The organism is Nitrosomonas sp. (assembly GCF_024282095.1).
In the GTDB taxonomy this organism is placed as follows: Bacteria; Pseudomonadota; Gammaproteobacteria; order Burkholderiales; family Nitrosomonadaceae; genus Nitrosomonas.
In genome coordinates, this window is sequence record NZ_JAMWZS010000001.1 from 1 (window position 1) to 23,948 (window position 23,948).

Sequence of the window (23,948 nt, forward strand, 5' to 3'; positions counted from 1 at the left end):
GTATCTTGGCGATGAAGTCATCGCATCCGATGCCAGTCGCAGCCTGGTTGTTTATCAACCTTTGGGCACAGTGCTGTGCATCATGCCGTGGAATTTTCCTTTTTGGCAGTTAATTCGTGCTGCCGCGCCGGCGATGATGGCGGGCAATACCGTGGTACTGAAGCATGCATCCAATGTGCCGCGTTGTGCCTTGGCATTGGAGGATGCATTTCGTCAGGCAGGATTTCCGGTGAATACATTTCGTACCCTGATGATCAGCGCTGACCAGACTGAAGCTGTCATCGCTGATAGACGGATTGTCGCCGTTACTTTGACCGGTAGTAGCGCTGCGGGGCGGAAAGTGGCTGCTATCGCCGGACAGCACTTGAAAAAATGTGTGCTCGAGTTGGGTGGATCGGATCCTTTTATCGTACTTGACGACGCCGACATCGAATTGACAGCCAGGCAAGCGTTATTCGCTCGATTTCAAAATATGGGACAAAGTTGTATTGCCGCGAAACGCTTCATTCTCGTGAATACTATCGCCGACGCATTTGTGGAATGCTTTAAAGCCTTGGTAAGCGAGCTACGCGACGGCGACGCCAAAAGCGACTCTACCGGTATTGCGCCTATGGCACGCACGGATTTGCGCACTGAGCTGCATGCCCAGGTTGAGCGAAGTGTGGCACTGGGGGCGGAGCTTGTGATTGGAGGCGCCTTCATGGGAACGCAAGGCGCTTATTACGCGCCCACGATTCTGGATCATGTGCAACCGGGTATGCCGGCCTTTGATGAAGAATTGTTTGGTCCTGTGGCTGCAATAGTGCGGGTAAACAATGCGCAGGAAGCGATTGAATTGGCCAATTGTACTCAGTTTGGCCTGGGGGGCAGTGTGTGGACGCGCGATCCGGTACGCGGCGAAGCATTGGCGCGACAAATTCATGCAGGATGCACGTTCGTCAATGGCATCGTGAAAAGTGATCCACGCTTGCCGTTTGGGGGAATTAAAGATTCAGGGTATGGCAGGGAATTGTCCTATCATGGCATTCGTGAGTTTGTGAATATCAAAACAGTGTGGATTAGAAGCGAAGTCGTTAATAAATAATAGTATTATTTCGCAGTCTCAGAAATATCAAGCGCACCTTATCCTGCCGGCAGTTCTGCGGCAGACGGGGGGAATATCAGCAATAAAAACCCGCCACAGGGACGGGTTGGTTGATTAGTTGCGGTTCGGTGATAGTGCACTTCAGGCTAACAATTGTGTTATTTCCCCGCTCCGCCTGGCTGACGCAGCATCTTTCTGATTGCATCGGCATGCATTTCCTCTTCAACGATCAAGCCTCGTGTATATTCCTCCAGCAATACCGATTTTCCCTGAACCACTTCCAACAATTGATAATAGGCCTTCAGCGCCTCGTTTTCATGTGCAAGTGACCCCTTGAGGATATCACCGACCGGGATCGAGCAGATCGCACTGGTATCGTGCTGATGTGTTTCCAGCAGTGGACCGATGGCAAGCGAAGGGTGCCCTTCCAATAAGGTAACCAGCTCACCGGCTTTTTGCGCATGCATCAATCCTTCCTGGGCTTGTTTGTTTAACCACTCCACGATGGGAATGCGGTTATACCCGTATACCATCAAAGCGTAGTGCGTATACCGCACTACCCCGGCAAGCTCGAGTTCCATGATCCGATTCAGTAATGCCACAGCTTTATCTTTATCTAGGCCCATATGTTCCTCCTGTCAACTTTATTAAAGGACTACAGTAAAATACTTGTTGCGGATTTATAATTTATCGGCATGATGGCTAAGATATTCCGCGACTCCTTCAGGGCTTGCCTTCATACCGGGTTCCCCGCTTTTCCAGCCAGCCGGGCAGAGTTCGCCCTGTTCTTCGAAGAATCGCAATGCATCCACCATGCGCAACATTTCGTCGACATCGCGCCCGAGCGGCAGATCATTGACTACCTGGTGGCGCACGATACCTTGCCGGTCGATCAGGAATGAGCCGCGTAGCGCAACGTGATTTGGGTGGCTTACTCCATAAGCATTCATCACTTCACCTCCCAGGTCGGATACCAGAGTAATATCGATCGGACCGATACCGCCCTGAGTGATGGGTGTATTACGCCAAGCATAATGTGTGAAGTGAGAATCTACGGATACTCCGATGACTTCCACGTTACGTTGCTGAAAATCTTTTGCCCGGTGCGAGTGCGCAATGATTTCCGATGGACAGACGAAAGTAAAATCCAGCGGATAGAAAAACAAAACTGCGTATTTGTCACGAATATGGTTATGAAAATTGAAATTCTCATCGAAATTACCGCCCGGCAAAACGGCAGGTTTAGTAAAATCGGGAGCGGGTCGAGTGACGAGTGTAGACATTGTTTCTCCTTCTCGTTATGTAAACAAATCGGGGAGTGTAATTACGCGATGCGAGAAATTGGACAAGATTTTTGTATAAAAGATCAGAAAAAATGGCACGACCTTGGTTTCAATCAGTAAAGATTCGCTGCTGATGGCATTGCAGTCAGTTTGACAACCTATTGAAGAAAGTCGTTGAAATCTGACACTAACTAAGGAATCGCCTCATCCTTGTGCGTTAGAGATCTGAGCATCGTCAACTTATGATAAAAATCGCTAATATTCACGGGCTTTTGTCCACGGGGCAGATGTTTATGCGCAGGCTTTGGCACAGCGCAGCATAATTCATTGTTATTGATATGGAAGATAAAGTATTATTGAAGCACGAGCAACCCATTATATATAAAGTAGATGTATCGGAACTGGCTACTCTGCAAATGACTTTCCTTATGAATAACAGATTATTTATTACCTTAATAGTGATAGCAGCAATCTTACTGCTGCATGGATGTGGAGCGGTGCGAGAAAACCGAATCAGGCAGGATGTGCTGGCGGATACCAACATGTCGGCAGAAATGCGCAGAGCCATCGATCAGAAAGAATTGGTTGTTGGCATGACAAAAGAGCAAGTAATCGCTTCCTGGGGACTTCCTTGTAAATGGTGTTATGGGACACGCCGAAGTCCAAGTGGAGATACATGGGAATACAGCCTTTTTGGATCTGATCTTGTGATTAATGGATCCGATATTATCGGTATTGGAAATGGCATTTATCTGTTCTTCGATAGTAATGGGACGCTTAAGCACTGGTCTAATAAATAGAACTGGACTGGAAAGTAGCAACAAAGCCTCTCGCGTCAGTGCGATAGGAATATTCACAGACCTCAGAAAGAAATCGTTTCGGCGAAATGAAAAATATCAAAACGGAGTGTGCTTTGTTAAAACTGTCGGATATCACTAAATTCTTAGCAAACCAACCTACCGTTAGACGAGGGATTTGAGAATCGGGGCATTCTCTGCCTGATTTCAGATTTTCGATGGGTTCACAGTGCATTACCATTTCATCGGCAAATAAAATAAAGCGCTGCTATCAAGAATCGAATTACCCAATCGTTAGATAGCACATCGATAGAAAACCTCCTATGTGTCAGGATCCTATTTAGGGGAGATTTTTGATATGTTTTAAAATTAAGTGCGCAATAAATCAGCTAAAAATTGCTTGAATGATTCAACCGGAATACCGGAGAGTTTGCTTAGGAGAATAACGTGAGGTTTCTATGGTTCTTGTTACACATTGTGATATTGAGTGCGTTCACTGCTAGTCCTGTCAGGTCTCAAATAATTGAATCAGGTGTTACTCGAGCAACACAAACAGAAACAATGGATGCAAAAAAAGCGACAGGAGGTGCGCCATCAGACTCCGCCAAATCGTTACCCGCCATCGTGCCGGAAGCAAACAAGCAATCGACTAGTTATTATCGACGTTCTGATAGCTATGCCACAAATCCGGAATCAGATCCACCAAGGTATGTACGCCGGTTAAGCGATATCGGTGTGAAGGCATTTAAGGATATTACCTGGTTAGATGTCGGTTTTGAGTGGCGTACACGGTACGAGCATCGTCATAATGATATACGGTATGTCGAAGGTGGAAATAATGATCCCTTTTTTCTGCGTTCGCGTGCCTGGCTGGGGATAAGAGATATCCTGGATCCTTTCCGTTTTGCTGTCGAATTTCAAGATTCACGTGTATATAACAATCGGCATGTAATCACTGATCAGGAAAGAAATGAATACGATCTGATTAATGCGTATGGCGAGTTATATTTCAAGAATGCACTGGGCGCGGATGACCGCAATCAGAATCGTCCGATTCGTTTTCGCGTAGGACGTATGGCTTATGAAACAACAGATCGGCGTTTTATTGCGCGTAACGAATGGCGCAATACCACTAATTCATTTGAAGGCTTTCGTCTAAATATAGGTCGTGAAGCCAATGATTGGGAAGTTGAAATGTTTGGTATGCAGCCGGTTCGGCGCTTGCAAACCAGATTCGATGAAGCTAACGATCATCTATGGGTTTTTGGTGCAATCGGTTATTGGCGCAAATGGTCTGATATCATCACGATACAGCCGTACTACATGGGTCAGAAGCAAACTGCCGACCCCAATGGTTTTACGGCAACCAACAAACTGGATCGGGAAATTCATATGCCGGGGTTTCGCGCCTACGGCAAAGTTGGAAATATTCTGGATTTTGATGCCAGTTTCAATTACCAGCTCGGTTATAGCGGTACCCAGCGTCAAGATGCTTATGGTTATACTGCCGAAGTAGGTCGGACTTTTAACCATCCGTGGAAACCTCGGGTTATGGGTTTTTATGGTTATGCCACCGGTGACCGAAATCCTAATGACAATGTCGATAATCGCTTTGATCGTTTTTTTGGTTTTGCGCGGCCTTGGTCGGCGGATCATTATGTGATTTATGAGAATCTCAGCACCCCAAAAATCAGATTTGACCTTCAGCCGACGCAGAAGCTGGGATTTGAAGCCACATACGCTTGGTTCTGGTTGGCCAGCAGTACCGATCGCATGTTCGATATTCTCAACGGTAACATCAGTAACACTCTCCCGGATCCCGGATTTAATCGAGATAGAACGGGTCGGAGCGGCGATTATGCCGGTAGTGCATTTGAGGGGCGCATCCGCTATCAAGTCACACCCAGAATTAGCACGATATTAGGCTATACCCATTTCTTTGCTGGAGAATTCGTAAAAAACCGGATAGCGGCACAACCTACCCATGTTGACCAACGTTCGGGCAATACGGATTTTTTATACTTTGAGGTGTTGATTAGTCTTTTGTAATTATAAATCAATATATTCTGTATGCAGTGGTAGTTGCTGGCGAATTGAATGCATGCGGTATGTTACAGGAGACATGGAAGTAATCTATAATGGGATAAGAATCAAGTCCTAATTTATATATTTAATCTACTGAAGTTGTGCGACCCTAACGGATTACAAGTTTTTTCCTCGATGTAATAAAGATTAAAAATTGCAGGGATAAAATAGTTTATTTCGCAATTATAAAAATCTAAAACTGTATTAACATAACCCTGCTACGTTCTAATAATTAAGGAAATTATTGACAATGTTGACACATTTACAACGCCTTGAAGCGGAAAGTATTCAAATCATGCGGGAGGTTGTTGCGGAGTGCGAGCATCCGGTGATGCTCTATTCCATCGGCAAAGATAGTGCAGTGATGCTGCATCTTGCAGTCAAGGCATTTTATCCTTCGAAACCGCCTTTCCCACTACTGCACGTTGACACAACATGGAAATTCAGAGAGATGATTGAATTTCGTGATGTGATGGCGAAAAAACTTGGGTTGGATCTCATTGTGCACATTAATCCTCAGGGGGTTGAAAAGGGGATTAATCCATTTACACATGGCTCCGCAGTTCATACGGATATCTGGAAGACAGAAGGCCTGAAACAGGCATTGGATAAGTATGGTTTTGATGTGGCATTCGGAGGAGCTCGCCGGGATGAAGAGAAGTCGCGTGCCAAGGAGCGCATTTTCTCAATTCGATCGGCGCAGCATCGATGGGATCCCAAATTGCAGCGCCCTGAACTGTGGCGCTTGTATAACACGCGTAAAAATAAAGGTGAAAGTATTCGGGTGTTTCCTTTGTCCAATTGGACTGAACTCGATATTTGGCAATATATCTATTTGAATAATATTCCCATCGTGCCACTGTATTTTGCCAAGGAGCGACCTGTTGTAGAACGCGATGGTACATTGATTATGGTGGATGACGATCGTTTGCCGATGCATAAAGGCGAGGTCCCGATGATGAAGAAAGTGCGCTTTCGTACGCTGGGCTGTTATCCATTAACCGGGGCGATTGAGAGTGAAGCAAATTCTTTGACGGCAATCATTCAAGAAATGCTGCTGACAAAAACATCCGAGCGGCAAGGTCGACTGATCGATCATGATTCCGCAGGTTCGATGGAGAAAAAGAAACAGGAGGGATACTTCTAATGGCACATGTATCTGATTTGATCGCCGAGGATATTGAGTTGTACTTGAAGACTCATGAGAACAAGAGCTTATTGCGTTTTATCACCTGCGGCAGTGTGGATGACGGAAAAAGTACACTGATCGGGCGCATGCTGTATGAGTCAAAAATGTTATTTGAGGACCAATTGGCTCAATTGGAAGTGGATTCGAAGAAAGTGGGTACACAAGCAGGTGATCTCGATTTTGCGCTTTTGGTGGATGGGCTGTCGGCAGAGCGCGAGCAAGGTATTACCATTGATGTAGCCTATCGTTTCTTTTCGACGGATAAGCGAAAATTTATCGTAGCGGATACGCCAGGGCATGAACAGTATACGCGTAATATGATCACCGGCGCTTCAACTGCCGATGTTGCGATTATTCTGATCGATGCGCGTAAAGGTGTATTGACGCAGACTCGGCGACATAGCTATTTGGTTTCATTGATTGGAATTCGCCATGTGGTATTGGCAATCAATAAGCTGGATATGGTGGAATATTCTGAGGAGATTTATAACCAGATTGATCAAGATTATCGCGCCTTTGCTAAAGAAGTGGGTCTGCAGAATATTGTGACAATCCCGATGTCCGCTCTGAAAGGCGATAATATCACCGCACTGAGTGCGAACACACCCTGGTATCACGGGGAAACGTTGATGGGGCATCTGGAGAACATACAAGTCGAGGATGTAGGGGAGGAACCCGGGGTTTTTCGTATGCCTGTGCAATGGGTCAATCGTCCCAATCTGGATTTCCGCGGTTATTCCGGCATCGTTGTTCGTGGCAACATCAAACCTGGCGATCCTGTTCGAGTTCTGCCTGCTGGCAAGGAAAGTCGTGTGGCACGCATCGTGACCAGTGACGGAGATTTGGAACAAGCCGTTTCAGGGCAATCAATCACACTGACGCTAACTGATGAAATCGATATCAGCCGGGGGGATATTCTTGCAGCGACCGATTCACCGCCGAGCGTGGCCGATCAATTCGAGGCAACCATCGTGTGGATGTCCGACGAGCCGATGCTTCCCGGCAGACCTTATTTAATGAAGATTGGAACGAGAACGGTAACAGCCAATGTTTCGGTGCTGAAATATAAAGTGAACGTCAATACACTCGAACATGTTGCTGTCACGAAACTGGAACTCAATGAAATCGGGATTTGTAATCTAAGTTCCGATCAGTTGCTTGCGTTTGATCCCTACAAAGAAGATCGTGATACCGGCGGTTTCATCATGATTGATCGTCTGACCAATAATACGGTTGGTGCCGGTATGCTGCATTTTGCTTTACGCCGATCGCAAAATATTCATTGGCAGGCCATCAACATCAATAAACAGGCACATGCCGCCATTAAAAGACAGAAACCTTTCATACTCTGGTTTACCGGATTATCCGGTAGTGGTAAATCGACCATTGCCAATCTGGTTGAGAAAAAACTCTATTCGCTGGGTAAACATACTTATTTGCTGGATGGCGATAATGTGCGCCATGGCCTCAATAAGGACCTCGGCTTTACCGATGCTGATCGGGTTGAAAATATTCGCCGCATTGCCGAAGTTGCCAAATTGATGGTTGATGCGGGACAAATCGTTCTGGTATCGTTTATTTCACCGTTCCGTTCTGAACGAAGAATGGCAAGGGAACTGGTGGAGCAGGGTGAGTTCTTTGAAATATTCATCGACACACCAATTCACGTGGCGGAAGAACGCGATCCCAAAGGGTTATACAAAAAAATGCGCCGCGGGGAGTTGAAAAACTTTACCGGCATTGATTCACCGTATGAGACGCCAGAGAATGCAGAAGTTCGCATTAATACCATGACGCAAACTCCAGAACAGGCTGTTGAGCAGATTATCAACCATCTCACAAATGCCGGCGCATTGAGCCAGCCTTGATGTTGATTGCTCCAATGGCTTGAGGGATCTCGATTAACCAATATTCACGTGAACAAATCACTCATCATATCAATATGAATCATTATTATGTATTTAATGGCGATGCAGATGGATTATGTGCGTTGCATCAGTTAAGGTTGGCAGATCCGATAACTGCTAGTCTGGTTACCGGCGTCAAGCGCGATATCAAGCTGTTGGATCGGGTAGAAGCTAATGCGGGAGACCGGGTAACGGTATTGGATATTTCTTTGGACAGTAATCGCAAGGGATTAATGCGCTTGCTGGAAGCCGGTGTCATCGTTGAATATTTTGACCATCATCATGCCGGAGAAATACCGCAGCATCACAATCTGACCACGCATATCGATTTGGCGGCAGACGTATGCACCAGCCTTCTGGTTGATCAGCACCTGAAGGGACGGTTTCATTTATGGGCAATTACGGCTGCCTTTGGCGATAATCTCATACAAAAAGCCCGGCAGCTTGCAAGTACGGCAGGACTCACGGAAGTGGAAACAGAGCAGCTTGCGTGTTTGGGTGAATATCTGAACTATAACGGTTATGGCGATAACTTGACGGATTTGCATTTTCATCCGGCAGATTTGTACGAAGAAATAAAACCTTATGCCAGTCCCTTTGATTTCATCGCTCAATCGGCTGCTTTTGCCAAGCTTGCTGCGGGGTTTAAAGATGATATGAGCCGGGCGAACTCATTACAACCATTGGCAAGTGACGATCATGGTGCCGCTTATTTATTGCCGGATGCACCTTGGGCAAGACGTGTCAGTGGTATTTTTGCCAATAAATTGGCAAACGACAATCCAAGACGCGCACATGCAGTGATTACACGCAATCAGAGTGGAAACTACACGGTGAGTGTACGAGCTTCACTGGTAAACCCGCAGGGTGCTGATGTGCTGTGCCTGCGATTTGATACCGGTGGAGGTCGCAAGGCTGCGGCGGGCATCAATCATTTACCCATCGACTCTCTTGATTATTTTGTGACAAATTTTAAGCAACATTTTCACAATTAATTGGGCAGAATCCTGAGAAGTTTAAGCGAGTTTCAATGCGGTTGAATCAATCTACCATCTCTTGTCGAGGCTTATAACGATGATTCTTGTTACTGGTGGTGCCGGCTATATTGGATCGCATACGTGCGTTGAATTACTGAATGCGGGCTTTGATGTCACAGTCTTTGATAATTTCTGTAACAGTAATCCTGAGGCGCTGGCGCGCGTGGAGCAAATTACCGGCAAGAAACTGGAACTGATACAAGGCGATTGCCGTGATCGTGCCGCCCTGGTAGCTGCGCTTAAACAGAGCCAGGCCACTGCTGTCATTCACTTTGCCGGCCTTAAAGCGGTTGGCGAATCGGTTGAGCGGCCGCTTTGGTACTACGATAATAATGTGGTTGGTACGTTGCGCCTACTGGAAGCCATGCAGGAATGCGATGTCAAAACGCTGGTATTCAGTTCCTCAGCGACTGTTTATGGTGATCCGGTGCAGCTGCCATTGACAGAAAATCATCCACTGTCACCTACCAATCCGTACGGACGTAGCAAGTTGATGATCGAGGAGATACTGCGCGATCTGCAACATAGCGATCACTCATTTCGCATCAGCATACTGCGTTACTTCAACCCGGTAGGTGCGCACCCCAGTGGATTGATCGGCGAAGATCCACAAGGGGTACCGAATAATTTAATGCCTTTTGTAGCACAGGTTGCGGTAGGGCGACGAGAAGCGCTGAACGTATGGGGTAACGATTATCCTACCCCGGATGGTACCGGCGTGCGGGATTATATTCATGTGATCGACTTAGCACTCGGACATCTCAAGGCATTGGAAGCATTGGAAGCTTCACAGGACGCACAAGCTAACAAATATGCAGGTTGCCTGACTGTAAATCTGGGTACTGGCCGGGGCTACAGTGTTTTGGATGTTGTACATGCCTATGAACAAGCGAGCAAGCGGCCTATTCCATGCCAGATTGCACCCAGGCGTTCCGGTGATATTGCGTGCTTTTATGCCGATCCAAGGCGCGCTTTCGAGTTGATGGGGTGGCAAGCAAAACTTGGATTGGAAGAAATGTGTGCGAGTAGCTGGCATTGGCAGAGTACCAATCCCAAGGGTTATCAAAGTTGATCGGGATTATTCTTCCTGATTTATCAGTAACTGCATGAAGTCTGATAATAATACACTCACTATTAAGGAGAGCTCTAAATGAAAGCGATACGAAAAGCTGTTTTTCCTGTTGCTGGATTGGGAACGCGTTTTTTGCCGGCGACCAAGGCCAATCCAAAGGAAATGCTACCCATCGTTGATAAACCGCTGATTCAGTTTGCCGCGGAAGAAGCCGTGGCCGCAGGAATTGATGTGTTAATTTTCATCATAGGGCGTAACAAGAGTTCAATTCCCGATCACTTTGATAAGGCCTTCGAACTGGAAGCAAATCTGGAGGCAGGTGGTAAACAGGAAATGCTCGACATTGTTCGTAATATTCTGCCATCACATATTGATTGCGTGTATATCCGGCAAGCTGAGGCACTGGGATTGGGGCATGCCGTTTTATGTGCACAATCCGTTGTGGGCGATGAGCCTTTTGCGGTATTGCTGGCGGACGATTTGATCGATGCCGGTGAAAGAACTTGTTTGAACCAGATGGTCGATGTCTATAGTCACCATCATTGCTCGGTGCTGGGAATCGAACAAGTGCCTCACGAGACAGTCAATCGGTACGGCATTATCGATAGTTCACCGACGGCTGAGCGTTTGTCCAAGGTCAATGCAATTGTTGAGAAACCTGCCATTGATAAGGCGCCTTCCAATCTGGCTGTGGTCGGTCGCTATATCTTGACACCGCGTATTTTCAAGCTTCTGGAACAAACAGAACGCGGCGCCGGCAATGAAATTCAACTTACCGATGGAATTGCAAAACTGTTAAAAGAAGAAACAGTACTAGGCTATGAGTTTGAGGGCAAACGTTTCGATTGTGGCAGTAAGTCCGGTTATTTAAAAGCGACTGTAGAATTTGCTTTGCAACACCCCGATCTAAAGCAAGAATTTGAAGAGTACTTGCATGATTTAATAAAAAATTAGACGTGCTGGGAAATGTAACGAAATAAATCCGGAAGGATTGGATGAATAAGACAACAGCTATTTTTCTAAATGGCTGTTGTCATTTGTTACAGATTACTGATGCGCTAATTGACCCACTTGAGCCTGTTCTTAACACCGTAGCGGCAACGCAGATCGTTTTTAAACGGCTTGTTAATGATTCATGAGCTCCCTAAGCACATAAGGCAAAATACCGCCGCACCGATAATAATCGACCTCGATGGCGGTATCAATACGGCAGAGTAGTTGAACCGATTTGCTGGTGCCGTCTTTCCTTCGAATGATCAGGGTGACATCTTTTTGTGGTTGGATGTTATCCAGATCCACAATGTCAAATTGCTCATTACCTTGAATACCCAGTGAATTCACGCTGTCGTTATCTTTAAATTGCAATGGCAGCACGCCCATGCCGAGCAGGTTGCTGCGATGTATGCGTTCAAAGCTGGTTGCAATGACCGCCTTGACGCCCAATAACTGTGTGCCCTTAGCAGCCCAATCGCGGCTGGAACCGGTGCCGTATTCCTTGCCGCCAAAAACGACTGTGGGGATACCTTGTGATTGGTATTGCATGGCGGCATCATAAATGCTCATTTGCACAGGCTCAGCGCCGGTGGCACCTTGATATAGCGTAACACCGCCTTCACTGCCGGGGATCATGAGATTCTTGATGCGCACATTGGCAAATGTACCGCGCATCATCACTTCATGGTTGCCGCGACGGGCACCGTAGCTATTAAAATCGGTTTTGGCGACATCGTTATTCAGCAGATAACGTCCAGCCGGCGAAGTATCCTTGATGGAGCCTGCCGGGCTGATATGATCGGTTGTAACAGAATCACCAAAAATGCCTAGTGCGTAGGCATTCCGAATGCTATTCGTACCATTGGAGACCACCGGTTGTAGTGAGAAATCCTGGAAAAAGGGCGGTTCGGCGATATACGTGGATTGCGGCCAATTATACGTTTGTCCGGTGACGGAGGTGACATTGTTCCACAGCTGATGATCCTTGGTGAGGTTGCTGTAGAGTTGCCGGAAAGTGTCTGCGTTGGCGGCAAATTTCAGCAGTGCATGAATTTCTGCGCTGCTGGGCCAGATGTCTTTAAGCCACACAGGCTGATTATTTTTACCGATACCTAAAGGCTCGTTGGTAAGATCTGTCAAAACACTGCCCGCAATGGCATAGGCGACAACCAGTGGTGGCGAGGCTAGGAAATTGGCGCGAATATTCGGGTGGATGCGGGCTTCGAAATTGCGATTTCCTGACAGCACAGCCGCACAAACCAAGTCATTCTTCACAATGGCTTCCTCAATCGGATCAGCCAATGGTCCTGCATTGCCGATGCAGGTCGTGCATCCATAACCGGCCACATTAAAGCCGAGCTGTTCAAGATAGGGCAGCAGTCCCGTGACGGTCAGATAATCGGTGACCACACGCGAACCGGGCGCCAGCGATGTTTTGATATAGTGCTTCACCGACAATCCTTGCTCAACCGCTTTTTTGGCCAATAATCCTGCCGCGAGCAGAACACTCGGATTGGATGTATTCGTGCAGGAAGTAATGGCGGCAATCAATACATCGCCATGACCCAAATTAATGAGGGAACTGCTTTCATCAGCGGGTAAATCGATGGCGTGAGGTGTCGGGCGGTTACTGGTCATTTCCGTGATGTTACGCGAGACCATGCGGCGCTCTGCCGGCCCATTTTTTTGCGCTGGACGAGTACTGTCGGTCGCAGGTGCAGCACTGCGCGGACCGGACGGTGATCGTCGATTTTCATCGATATTGTCAGGGCTGATGTGCGTACAAACATCAGGATCCTCGGTATGGATATCACGCGTCAGATAGCGTTGATTGATATCATCATCCTGTTTTCCATAGCCGCTTTCCGTGACAGGCTTATTAAAGAGTTCAGTGAATTTGGATTGGATTGCAGCTAGTTCAATGCGGTCCTGCGGGCGTTTGGGGCCTGCCAATGAAGTCGTGACTGAACCTAAATCAAGCGTTAGCTCACGCGTGTAATTAATATCCCCCTGGCGTGGGATGCCGTACATTTCCTGTGCTTTGAAATAGGCCTGGAATGCGGTAATTTCTTCCTGACTGCGCCCCGTGCCTCTGAAATATTCGATGGTGACGTCATCAACCGGGAAGAACCCCATGGTTGCGCCATATTCAGGCGCCATATTGGCAATCGTGGCACGATCGGGTAATGTCAGAGAAGCCGTTCCCTCCCCGAAGAACTCTACAAACTTGCCGACTACATTGGCTTTACGCAGCATTTCAGTGATCGTTAAAACCAGATCCGTTGCGGTGACACCCTCGCGCAGATGACCTGTCAAATTGACACCCACTACATCGGGCGTCAGAAAATAAACTGGTTGTCCCAGCATGCCGGCTTCAGCTTCAATGCCGCCAACACCCCAACCGACGACACCGATACCGTTAATCATCGTGGTATGCGAGTCGGTGCCTACCAAAGTATCGGGAAAAACGAGTCCATCCTTGTGATGCACGCCACGAGCCAGATATTCGAGGTTGACCTGATGTACGATACCAATTCCGGGCGGTATCACTTTGAACGTGTCAAAAGCCTGCATTCCCCATTTGATGAATTGATAACGCTCGTTATTACGGGAAAATTCGATTTCCATGTTGTGATCCAACGCATCTTTGGTGCCGTAATAATCAATCTGAATGGAATGATCAACGACCAGATCAACCGGTACCAACGGTTCTATCCGCTTGGGATCTTTCCCCAGTTTTACCGCCGCACTGCGCATGGCAGCCAGATCCACCAGCAGCGGCACACCGGTAAAGTCTTGCAAAACAATGCGCGAAACGACAAACGGTATTTCGTCGATCCGGTCGGCGTTGGGTTGCCAGTTTGCCAGTTGCCGGATATGCGCTTCGGTGATTTTTTTATTGTCGTAATTGCGTAATACGGATTCCAGTATGATACGAATCGAAACCGGCAGACAGGAAACCTTCCCAACTCCACTTTTTTCCAACGCCGGAAGTGAATAGTATTTCGCGCTGCTGCCCGGCGCAATCGATAATTCATGCAGGCTATTGAATAGATTGTGGTTCATGATAATGTTCCTGAAGAAAAGTGCGGATTAGCGGATAAATACATTGCTTTGCCGCTAATATATATTTTTGGGCAAACAAAGTCACGCTTGGGTTTTGTGATTTGGCGCTATCAATTTCTTGTGGCGTTAATTGATTAGAATACCTGATGAATCCGCTGTTTGAAAAGTAAGAAGACTATTAAAATGGCACTGCTGATAGATATTTTTATTTGATGCAGTATTGATTGTCGTTTCGATGGTTAGTTACCATTTTTGTAAGTCATCATAATTGATTATTGGTAGTACATTTGCTCCAAAATCTTGTAGTCTTGAGTCATCGGATGAGCGTAGGCTCAAAAAATAATCAAGTACAGTAGATCGCATCTCTTCATTTGGCACAACAACCATGTTCACATCTTTTCGATTAAATTTGTAATAAAAGGAATTATTGTCGGAAGACAACATTGCGGCATTTGATAGTATAGTCATTTGGGACGGTACAAGCCGCCATTCCCGCTCTTTATAATAGAGGTCAATCTCATTCGTTTCATCACGAGCTGGTCCGAGATCTCCCATTTCCTTCTCGAAAGAGAAATTGAATATCCAATTTTCAATTTGTGTTTTAAGTTGCTCGTTGGTTATTACGATATTTCCTTCGTGATCAAAGAGAACAAGGTCAGGGTTTGTTTTTATATGCTCATTTAGTACATTCATAAATTTATATTGTTCACATAAGCTGAAGTAAAGCCCTCCGCGGCTTTCGACAATATTTTCGGTTCCAGTTTGGCCGGGCATATAATCGAGAAAATAACGTGCAGGATTTCCGCCAGCATTTTTGACATAGGCTTTCTTAAAGCCGATACCAAATTTTCCATATATTGAAGTGTGTTCATTGCACTCACGAAGAGGAATATCAGTAAAGCAAATTATTTGATTAAGAATGCTCGCACCTTCCGCAAATTTGATTTGTACTCTACTCGTGCGAAGTCCACTTTCAATAATTAACTTAAAAATACTGAATTGCCGATTCGGACTGTCTTTGTCGTTTCTGGCGAGAAAATGAATAAGATTGTCAGAAATTGCCGACATAAAAACTTCTCCCTTCTTATTAGAGCGATAATTGTAATTTAATCTCTATGGTTTTTTTAATATTTAATAAATGATCTCAACATTCTCAGTATTAAAATGCCCAGCTAACGATTGCAACAAATCATCATGCAGATTCACCCGCCAATCACTCCCCAATTCCAGTTCACCGCTGGCAAAGTCATTGTGATAGATAATCATGACCGGGCAGGCTGGGAGATTATTACCGGGTTTTTGCGTTTGATTGGTGAAGGGTGCCAGCAATGTTTTGAGGCTGGAAACCTGGTCGAGTGTGGACGGGTCGCAATGAATCCTGATTTGCTTGGCAAAGCGCGAGCGGATTCCGGCGAAATCATAGAGCTGCTCGGCGGTGATTCTTAATTCGTCGCTTTCTTCGCCATTGTATCCACGGTTACTGACTTTCGCTTCCGCGATCAGAAGTTGATCTTCTTTTAACCATGCGCGATTGGCATCGAACAATTCACTGAAAATGACCAGCTCAACGCGTGCTTTGCCGTCGTCCAGATTGATGATGCCCATTCGGCCGCGGCGCGTCATTTGCACCCGGATGGAGTGAATGATTCCGGCGAGCAGTTGTGGTTCGCGGTTTGGGTACAACTGATCCAAGCGGGTGCGGATGAAGCGTTTGAGTTCCGCAGCGTAGGTATCGAAAGGGTGTCCGCTGAAATAGTAGCCCAGGCTGATTTTCTCATGGCGCAGTTTTTCCCGATCGGACCACACATTCGCAGGAATCAGTTGCGGTTGCATGTGCGGCTGATCCTCAGCTTCGCCGAATAAATTGGCCTGACTGACGGATTGGCTGATTTGTTCGGCCGATTCTATCGCCAAACCGACAGAAGCCAACAAGCTGGCGCGGTTAGGGTTGATGGCGTCGAATGCACCGACGCGGATTAATGATTCCATAACGCGGCGATTGGCGATGCGTCGGTCGACACGGTTGCAGAAATCGAATAAATCAGTAAAAAGCCCCGTTTGTTCGCGCACGGCAATGATCGAGCTGATTGCGGATTCCCCGGTGCCTTTCACCGCGCCGAGGCCGAAGCGGATGGTTTTGTTGTCAACCGGGATGAAGCGGTAACTAGAATGATTAATATCGGGAGGTAGTATCGTCAATCCGTTGGCGATGGTGTCCTCAACAAAAATATGCACTTTGTCGGTGTCGTCCATGTCGGCGGACAAACACGCGGCCATAAATTCAGCCGGGTAGTGCGCTTTCAGATAAGCGGTCTGGAAAGCGATCAGCGCATATGCGGCGGCGTGCGATTTGTTGAAGCCGTAACCCGCAAATTTTTCCATCAGGCCGAACAGTTCGGTGGCTTGATCTTTGTTCAAGCCATTATTGATTGCGCCGGCAACGAAGATATCGCGTTGTTGCGCCATTTCTTCGACTTTTTTCTTACCCATGGCGCGGCGCAATAAATCGGCACTGCCGAGGCTGTAGCCACCGATCACCTGCGCGATCTGCATGACTTGTTCCTGATAAATCATGATGCCGTACGTTGGACCCAAAATCGGCTCCAGACGGGGATCCAGATATTCAATCGTTTTCTTGCCATGCTTGCGGTCGATGAATTCCGGGATCAGATCCATCGGGCCGGGGCGATACAGCGCTACCAAGGCGATGATGTCCTCAAAACAATCGGGTTTTGCTTTCTGCAATAAATCGATCATGCCGCGTGATTCAAACTGAAAGATGCCGACTGCGTTGCCCTTGCGCATCAGTGCGTAGGTCAGTGCATCGTCAAGCGGCAGTGTCTCCAGTGAGAAAAGTTGCGCAGTCGGATCGGTTTTAGTAGCAGGCTCGGCGTTCTGACGCGATTGGCGGATATAGCCGACAGCGCGATCCAAGGTAGTCAGCGTGCGCAAGCCCAGAAAGTCGAATTTCACCAAGCCGATTTTCTCGACATCATCTTTATCCAGTTGGCTGACGACCGAGTCCGCCGATTCGGTGCAATAGATCGGACAAAAATCGGTGATTTCGCTGGAGGCGATAAGCACACCGCCGGCGTGCATGCCGATATTGCGCGTGATGCCTTCGAGGCTTTCCGCCAGTTCCAGCAAATTGCGTACATCTTCTTCAGCTTCCGCGCGCTGATTGAGTTGCGGTTCGAGCTGGCGCGCTTTTTTTAACGTCATGCCGAGTTCAAACGGCACCAGTTTGGCGAGCTGGTCGACAAAGTTGTACGGCAAATCCAGCACCCGGCCGATATCGCGGATCACCGCCTTGGCCGCCATCGTGCCGAAGGTGGCGATTTGCGAGACTTTTCCCGTGCCGTAACGTTGCTTGACGTATTCGATCACCAATTCGCGCCGATCCTGGCAGAAATCGATGTCAAAATCGGGCATGGATATGCGTTCGGGATTCAGAAAGCGTTCAAACAATAAATCGTAACGCAGCGGGTCGAGGTCGGTGATTCCCAAGGAATACGCCACCAATGAGCCAGCACCGGAGCCGCGCCCAGGCCCCACCGGCACATTGTTGTGCTTGGCCCAGTTGATAAAATCAGCGACGATCAAAAAATACCCGGCAAATCCCATCTGGATGATGGTGTTCACTTCAAACTCAAGGCGGGATTGGTATTGGAGCATTTTGCCAGCGCGTATTTCGGCATCCGGAAATAGTTGCAACATACGCTGCTCCAGACCTGTTGCGGCCTGATCGCGTAAGTATTGCTCCAGACTCTCGTTATTGGGCGTGGGAAATAGCGGAAGCCGGTTCACACCCAATTCCAGCGTTAGGTTGCAGCGTTTGGCAATTTCTATGGTGTTTGTTAATGCGCTGGGGATATCCGCAAATAATTGCGCCATTTCGGCTTGGGTTTTGAAGTATTGCTGTTCGGTAAAACTTTTGGGACGGCGCTTGTCTCCCAGAATATACCCTTCAGCAATACAAACACGCGCTTCATGCGCCCGGTAATCGTCAGCATTTAGATATTGCACCGCTTGCGTGGCGACAACGGGCAGATCAAGTTTTTGGGCGAGTATCAGCGATTGTTGCACCAGCATGGCTTCATGTGCATGACCATCGCGCTGGATTTCAATATAAAAACGATCGGGAAACAGGTCAGCCCATTTTTGTGCCTGAATTTCAGCTTGCTGCAAATTGTTTTGTAAAATGGCTGACCCGATGTCGCCCAAGCGGGCACCTGATAGCGCGATGAGTCCTTGCGATCCCCATTCAGTGGAATGTAACCAGGATGACTTGATTTCGGCTCTGCCATGATGTTGATTTTCGCGATAGGCGCGTGATAACAGACGCGACAGCAGTAAATAACCGGCGTGGGATTGGCATAGCAGCAGCAGTCGGATCGGCTTGTTGCGGTCGGATTCATTGGTGATCCAGACATCGCACCCGAGAATCGGTTTGACACCGTTTTTATTGGCAGTTTGATAAAACTTGACCAAACCAAACAAATTGGCAAGATCGGTTAACGCGAGTGCGGGCATTTGATCCGCCACTGCTTTTGCAACGACTTCCGGAATGCGGATCGTGCTATCCAGAATGGAATATTCGCTATGCAGTCGTAAATGGATAAAAGCAGGATGGGTTGGCATGATGTGACAATTCAGGTCTGCGGTAACTCTGTAATTTATACAATCGAGCGCTATTCTACATGATGTTGAAATCGCCAGAACTTTACTTCCTGCCGGCTCCCGGAAGAAGATGCGCCTTGCGCATGTGTTCGGCGCTGATGCTGTGTACGGCTGTCTCGAAAACGTTTTTCAACGAATGAAATGGACTCTCCTCCCAACGATATGTGCCATCTTGAAAGTTGGAAAACCGATCAATCAAAAGGAATCCTTGTAGCTCTGCTAGAGCCATGTGAAATTAAACAGGGGGTGCTTTACATGAATTTGAAACAAATAAGCAAAGTATCAAAAAGCGAAACGTATCGCACCTAAGTTGCTGGATGCAGTTTATATGCTAGGGAAACTCTGAATAATTCATGTTTGTCATTCCGAACAAAGTGAGGAATCTTTGTGAATCAATGTTATAGATTTCTCGCTGTGCTCGAAATGACAGTTATTCAGAGTTTCCCTAGTGTACACGACTACGGTGTACACTATCCGTGCTGCATGGATCAGTAATGGTGCATTTGAGGGGTGTTTGACTGAGATTCCGCTGCGCGATTTAAAGCTTCGAGCGCCAATTCCAAGACCGGAACTTGTTTATTGACAAGGCAAACTTCCAGTGAATCCGACAGTGCGCTAAGCGGTGCGCCGCCTTGGTAACTAAAGCGTATGGAAATGTGGTCGCCTTTGGAAACCGCAAGTGGCGTGGATAGTGGAACAATGATGTATTGCGTATGCCAATCGACGGTGCTGCAAGTATGCATATTAATGGCTAGTATATTTTTGGTGATGAGCCGTAATGCATTGAGCTGACCATGCTCGGTAATGAGGATTTCTCCGTCCCATTGGCAGGTTTGGTCAAACGGTTCAGCATAAGACAGCAATTGAAATACTTCAGGATCGCCGAGGTTTTTACTTCTTTCCTGAATGGCGCAGGGATCTTGAAATAAAATCGTCGGCGCGTAAAACCCTTCAAAATGGAAGTCTTGTTGTATCGGCTGAATTGCCTGAATACTGGCTTCCGGCACAAAGATAGGCAGCGGGCCGCCAAACTTTTCCAAGTAACGTTTTTTAAATGAATCGATAACAGGCATTTGTTTTTCACGTAACAAACCGGTGTGCAACATTTCGCAGATCACCACATCGACCGGTTCCGGCGGCAGGTAATGCAGCGCATCTGCCTGGATCACTTCAACTTTATCTCCGTTGGTGTTTTGTGCGAGAAGACTGCGTGCAGCATTGACTAGTTCCGGATTGCGCTCGACACAATAAACCTTGTGCGCTTTTTGTGCGGCAAAAAACGATTGCACGCCGGTACCACCACCAAGCTCCAGAACCTTCGCACCGGGTTTGACCACCCAATCAATTGCCGCCTTAAAGCCTTGCATGCGGATAGTGTCGTTCAACATATTGTGGTGATAATGCAACGGAATGAATTGGCCGAGCTCCAAACTCTCGAATTTATTTTGCATAGGGATTCCTGAATGTTGAGTACTGCCGGTTTATAATAAATTACTAACAATGGCAACAGCAATGATCATGCCAACTGATGGCAAGGCTTGTGCTGACTGTGTTGGTGCTTTCTTTACTTGATTTTTTTATTACGGAGAAGCGGCCATGTTGGCAAATATTGCCGCATTAATTGAATGGAAAAAATTGTGATGACAGAACCAACGATTACTTGCCCGAACTGCAAAACGGAAATCAAACTGACCGAATCATTGGCGGCGCCGCTGATTGAATCCACGCGCAGACAGTTTGAGCAGCGGCTGGCGCAGAAAGACAGCGAGATCATTCAGCGCGAACAGGCCATGCGCGACAAGGAAAAGCAATTAACGGAAGATAAGCGCAAGCTCGACGATCACGTCGCCAGTCAGGTAGCGGAGCAGTTGAAAGCGGAACGTGCGCGGGTGATTGCGGAGGAATCGCGCAAAGCCAAATTGGCCAGTGCTGCCGAACTGGAAAACAAGGCGCGTGAACTGACCGAATTGCACGAAGTGCTGAAATCTCGCGACGAAAAATTGGCTGAAGCGCAAAAGGCGCAAGCCGAGCTCATCAAGAAACAGCGCGAACTCGACGATGCCAGGCGTGAATTGGAACTCACGGTGGAAAAGCGAGTGCAGGATGGATTGACCGAAGTGCGTGTGCTTGCCAGGAAAGAAGCCGAGGGTGAACAGAAACTCAAGGTGATGGAAAAAGAGCAAACCATTGCCGCGATGCAGAAACAGATCGAAGACCTCAAGCGCAGGGCCGAGCAGGGTTCACAGCAACTGCAAGGGGAAGTGCAGGAACTGGAACTGGAAAACCTGCTGCGCATGAAATTTCCTTATGATGCGATCGAACCGGTGCCCAAAGGTGAATACGGCGGAGATGTGCTGCACCGGGTGGTCGGCGCAGGTGGTCAGGCCGGAGGCACTATTTTGTGGGAATTCAAACGCACCAAGAACTGGAGCGATCCTTGGCTGGTAAAACTGCGCGATGATCAGCGCACTGCAAAAGCGGAAATCGCCGTGATCGTGAGTCAAGTGTTGCCAAAAGGCGTCGAAACCTTTGAGCTGATCGAGGGCGTCTGGGTTACTCATCCCCGGGCTGCTTTGCCGGTGGCCATGATTCTGCGCCAATCCTTGCTGGAAATCGCTGTGGCGCGCCAATCCTCGGAAGGCCAGCAAACCAAGACTGAAATGGTCTACCAATACCTCACCGGCCCGCGCTTCCGCCAACGCGTCGAGGCGATTGTCGAAGCGTTTTCCACCATGCAGGAAGATCTGGATAAAGAGCGCAAAGCCATCATGAAACAATGGGCCAAACGCGAAGAGCAAATTGAGCGCGTGATGACGGCGACCGTCGGCATGTATGGCGATTTACAGGGAATTGCGGGGAAATCGCTGCAACAGATTGAGGGGCTGGAATTTCCCGCTTTGGAAGATGTAGGCAGCAAGAACATAAAAGAATGAGTGATGCCAATCATAGATTATGCTACAAACGCTCAAGCAAGATCTGTCTGATTTCCTCATCGTTCAGTACGATGGGATTAGTTTTCATGCTGCTGCCACGGCAATTGGCGATGACTTTATCCAATGCGGTTTCCTGCAATCCGTAATGCGATAGGCGCGGCAGGGCCAATTCGGCTGTCCATTGTGCCAGCAGATCGATCAATGCAGTGAAAGCGGTTTCCGGATCAATAAAGCGTTTCTGGCAGAGAATTTCCGCAACATGCAAGTATTTTGCCAATGCTTGGTTGTTAGGTTCCCGCGCCAACATGCTGCGAATGTTGATGCGGGTGGCCGATGCGACTAAGGTACCGCATACTGCGCCGTGTGGAATCGGGTAAAAAGCGCCTAATGGAGATGCCAGACCGTGCACCGAGCCCAAGCCCACTTGTGCCAGTGTGATACCGGACAGCAGCGCGGCGTAGGCCATTTTTTCGCGGTGTTCCTGCAGTTGTCCGTCCTGGCGATAGAGCGGAATCAATGCATCCCGGGCGGCTTGCAAGCCGCTGATCGCCAATGCGTCGATGAATGCATTGGATTTGGTGGACACATACGATTCCAACAGTTGCGTCAATGCATCCATGCCATTGGCGGCGATTACCTCGGGCGGGCAACTGCGCAATAAATCCGGATCGACAATGGCGTATTCGGCAACCAGTTTGTCGTGGCGGAAAGATTTTTTAAAACCGTGTTCCCCTTGTGTGCTCAGTACCGCATTCTTGGTTGCTTCGCTGCCGGTACCGGCGGTTGTGGGCACCGCGATAAACGGAAGGGCAGGGCCTGCGTAGGGCAATTCCGGTCCGACGCCTTCCAGGTAATCCATCACGGAACGCTGTACTTTCAATAATCCCGCAATTGCTTTGGCGGCGTCCAGTGCACTGCCGCCACCGATGCCGACCACGACATCGAAGGAATGATCTGCGTAGGTCTTGACGAGATCATCCACCAGAGCGGGGGAGGGTTCTTCGGCAATCGTGCAATGTTGCCAACTGATCGTGCGTTGCTTGAGTTGCTCAATGAATGGCTGCCAGTTATCGGTATTGGTGAATGAGCGGACGCCTGTTACTAGTAAAACGCGAGAGCCGTAGCCCGCAATAATATCCGGCAATTTTTTTAAGGTACCCGCGCCAAATTCGATGCGCGGTAATCGCGCGATGGAAAAATTAAACATCAGCTGTCAACTTTCGGAAGCAGTCCATGGTATGCAACACCGTGCCGGGGTTCGGCCATCCAATCCACCACGGTATCCCGCCATGCCAGGTAATGCGCGGTTTCTTTATGAGCCGCGGCATCCTGCCGGGTTTTGTAGGCTTCGTAAAATACAAATTTTGCCGGATCATCCGCAGATTGCAAAATATCAAAACGGACATTGCCGGGTTCGCGGATGGAGTTTTCGTGATTCAACCGGCAGGCTTCCTTGAATGCTTCGATTTTTTCCGGTTTGACAGAAGCATAGACGATGGTTACATGCATTTATCTTATTTCCTCATTGAATTTGACCAGAACATGCAGATTGGGCGATATTTTACTACCAAATGCAACGCTTACTACTCAGTTCGGATTCTTTGTTTCAGGGAAAATTCCTACATGATTCCCGGTTTCTTCTTATTAAAATCTGCAAAGAATTTGATTAGTATGAAAATGGATTTTAGCCTAACTATAACTTCCGATACGTAGTTCTGTGCAGCGAGATGGTGCATTTCTTAAACCCACTATATGCTATGGAACCCAATTCTTATGGTTAGAAATAGATTCTAATCACATCATAGTGGTTGATGGTATCAAT

At 47.7% G+C, this 23,948-nt stretch carries 17 protein-coding genes; 9 read left to right on the forward strand and 8 right to left on the reverse strand.

Annotated elements, in window-relative coordinates; translation table 11 throughout:
* Positions 1 to 1,084 (forward strand): NAD-dependent succinate-semialdehyde dehydrogenase (locus Q0K92_RS00005; protein WP_297323745.1); only part of this gene is annotated, 1,084 nt, incomplete at its 5' end.
* A 158-nt stretch (positions 1,085 to 1,242) separates the two neighbouring features.
* On the opposite strand, the gene Q0K92_RS00010 is transcribed toward Q0K92_RS00005, so the two are convergent.
* Both Q0K92_RS00010 and Q0K92_RS00015 read right to left on the reverse strand, forming a co-directional pair.
* Positions 1,243 to 1,710, reverse strand: a complete 468-nt coding sequence (locus Q0K92_RS00010; protein ID WP_297323746.1) for a ferritin-like domain-containing protein — start codon at positions 1,708 to 1,710, stop codon at positions 1,243 to 1,245.
* Positions 1,711 to 1,764: 54 nt separating this feature from the next.
* Positions 1,765 to 2,367, reverse strand: a complete 603-nt coding sequence (locus Q0K92_RS00015; protein WP_297323747.1) for a peroxiredoxin — start codon at positions 2,365 to 2,367, stop codon at positions 1,765 to 1,767.
* Positions 2,368 to 2,705: 338 nt separating this feature from the next.
* Here Q0K92_RS00015 and Q0K92_RS00020 point away from each other — a divergent pair, with 338 nt between their 5' ends.
* The 7 genes from Q0K92_RS00020 to galU all read left to right on the forward strand — a co-directional run bounded on the left by Q0K92_RS00020 (position 2,706) and on the right by galU (position 11,408).
* A complete protein-coding gene (locus tag Q0K92_RS00020; protein ID WP_297323748.1) occupies positions 2,706 to 3,167 on the forward strand; it encodes a hypothetical protein in 462 nt (153 codons plus the stop codon).
* Between the two features lie 558 nt (positions 3,168 to 3,725).
* Positions 3,726 to 5,213 (forward strand): alginate export family protein, encoded by a 1,488-nt coding sequence (locus Q0K92_RS00025; RefSeq protein WP_297323749.1) that lies wholly within the window; start codon positions 3,726 to 3,728, stop codon positions 5,211 to 5,213.
* A 286-nt stretch (positions 5,214 to 5,499) separates the two neighbouring features.
* Entirely contained in the window at positions 5,500 to 6,396 is an 897-nt protein-coding gene (cysD, locus tag Q0K92_RS00030) for a sulfate adenylyltransferase subunit CysD (protein ID WP_297323750.1), read from the forward strand.
* The gene (gene cysN, locus Q0K92_RS00035) at positions 6,396 to 8,306 is read left to right on the forward strand and encodes a sulfate adenylyltransferase subunit CysN (RefSeq protein WP_297323751.1); all 1,911 of its coding nucleotides are present in this window, start codon (positions 6,396 to 6,398) and stop codon (positions 8,304 to 8,306) included. The genes cysD and cysN overlap by 1 nt, the downstream gene beginning before the upstream one ends.
* Before the next feature lie 74 nt (positions 8,307 to 8,380).
* Positions 8,381 to 9,340: an acetyltransferase gene (locus Q0K92_RS00040; RefSeq protein ID WP_297323752.1), complete on the forward strand. Its 960-nt coding sequence runs from the start codon at positions 8,381 to 8,383 to the stop codon at positions 9,338 to 9,340.
* A gap of 79 nt (positions 9,341 to 9,419) precedes the next feature.
* Positions 9,420 to 10,454: a UDP-glucose 4-epimerase GalE gene (gene galE / locus Q0K92_RS00045; protein WP_297323753.1), complete on the forward strand. Its 1,035-nt coding sequence runs from the start codon at positions 9,420 to 9,422 to the stop codon at positions 10,452 to 10,454.
* 78 nt (positions 10,455 to 10,532) lie between these two features.
* Complete coding sequence (galU, locus tag Q0K92_RS00050; RefSeq protein WP_297323754.1) at positions 10,533 to 11,408, forward strand: UTP--glucose-1-phosphate uridylyltransferase GalU; 876 nt, start codon at positions 10,533 to 10,535, stop codon at positions 11,406 to 11,408.
* A 171-nt stretch (positions 11,409 to 11,579) separates the two neighbouring features.
* Here the strand turns inward: galU and Q0K92_RS00055 are convergent, their stop codons facing one another.
* From Q0K92_RS00055 to Q0K92_RS00070, 4 genes are all read right to left on the reverse strand, one after another.
* Entirely contained in the window at positions 11,580 to 14,513 is a 2,934-nt protein-coding gene (locus tag Q0K92_RS00055; protein WP_297323755.1) for an aconitate hydratase, read from the reverse strand.
* Between the two features lie 243 nt (positions 14,514 to 14,756).
* A complete protein-coding gene (locus tag Q0K92_RS00060) occupies positions 14,757 to 15,581 on the reverse strand; it encodes an abortive infection system antitoxin AbiGi family protein (RefSeq protein WP_297323756.1) in 825 nt (274 codons plus the stop codon).
* Positions 15,582 to 15,644: 63 nt separating this feature from the next.
* Positions 15,645 to 19,154 carry a DNA polymerase III subunit alpha gene (gene dnaE / locus Q0K92_RS00065; RefSeq protein WP_297323757.1) on the reverse strand — a complete coding sequence of 1,170 codons (3,510 nt, stop codon included), beginning with the start codon at positions 19,152 to 19,154 and terminating at the stop codon, positions 15,645 to 15,647.
* Positions 19,155 to 19,681: 527 nt separating this feature from the next.
* Positions 19,682 to 20,644, reverse strand: coding sequence for a methyltransferase domain-containing protein (locus Q0K92_RS00070; protein WP_297323758.1), 963 nt, complete (start codon positions 20,642 to 20,644; stop codon positions 19,682 to 19,684).
* Between the two features lie 189 nt (positions 20,645 to 20,833).
* Here Q0K92_RS00070 and Q0K92_RS00075 point away from each other — a divergent pair, with 189 nt between their 5' ends.
* Positions 20,834 to 22,126: a DUF2130 domain-containing protein gene (locus Q0K92_RS00075; RefSeq protein ID WP_297323909.1), complete on the forward strand. Its 1,293-nt coding sequence runs from the start codon at positions 20,834 to 20,836 to the stop codon at positions 22,124 to 22,126.
* Positions 22,127 to 22,148: 22 nt separating this feature from the next.
* On the opposite strand, the gene Q0K92_RS00080 is transcribed toward Q0K92_RS00075, so the two are convergent.
* Both Q0K92_RS00080 and Q0K92_RS00085 read right to left on the reverse strand, forming a co-directional pair.
* Entirely contained in the window at positions 22,149 to 23,333 is a 1,185-nt protein-coding gene (locus Q0K92_RS00080; RefSeq protein WP_297323759.1) for an iron-containing alcohol dehydrogenase, read from the reverse strand.
* Positions 23,333 to 23,635: an antibiotic biosynthesis monooxygenase gene (locus tag Q0K92_RS00085; protein WP_297323760.1), complete on the reverse strand. Its 303-nt coding sequence runs from the start codon at positions 23,633 to 23,635 to the stop codon at positions 23,333 to 23,335. Before Q0K92_RS00085 ends, Q0K92_RS00080 begins: the two co-directional genes overlap by 1 nt.
* Positions 23,636 to 23,948 lie beyond the last annotated feature (313 nt).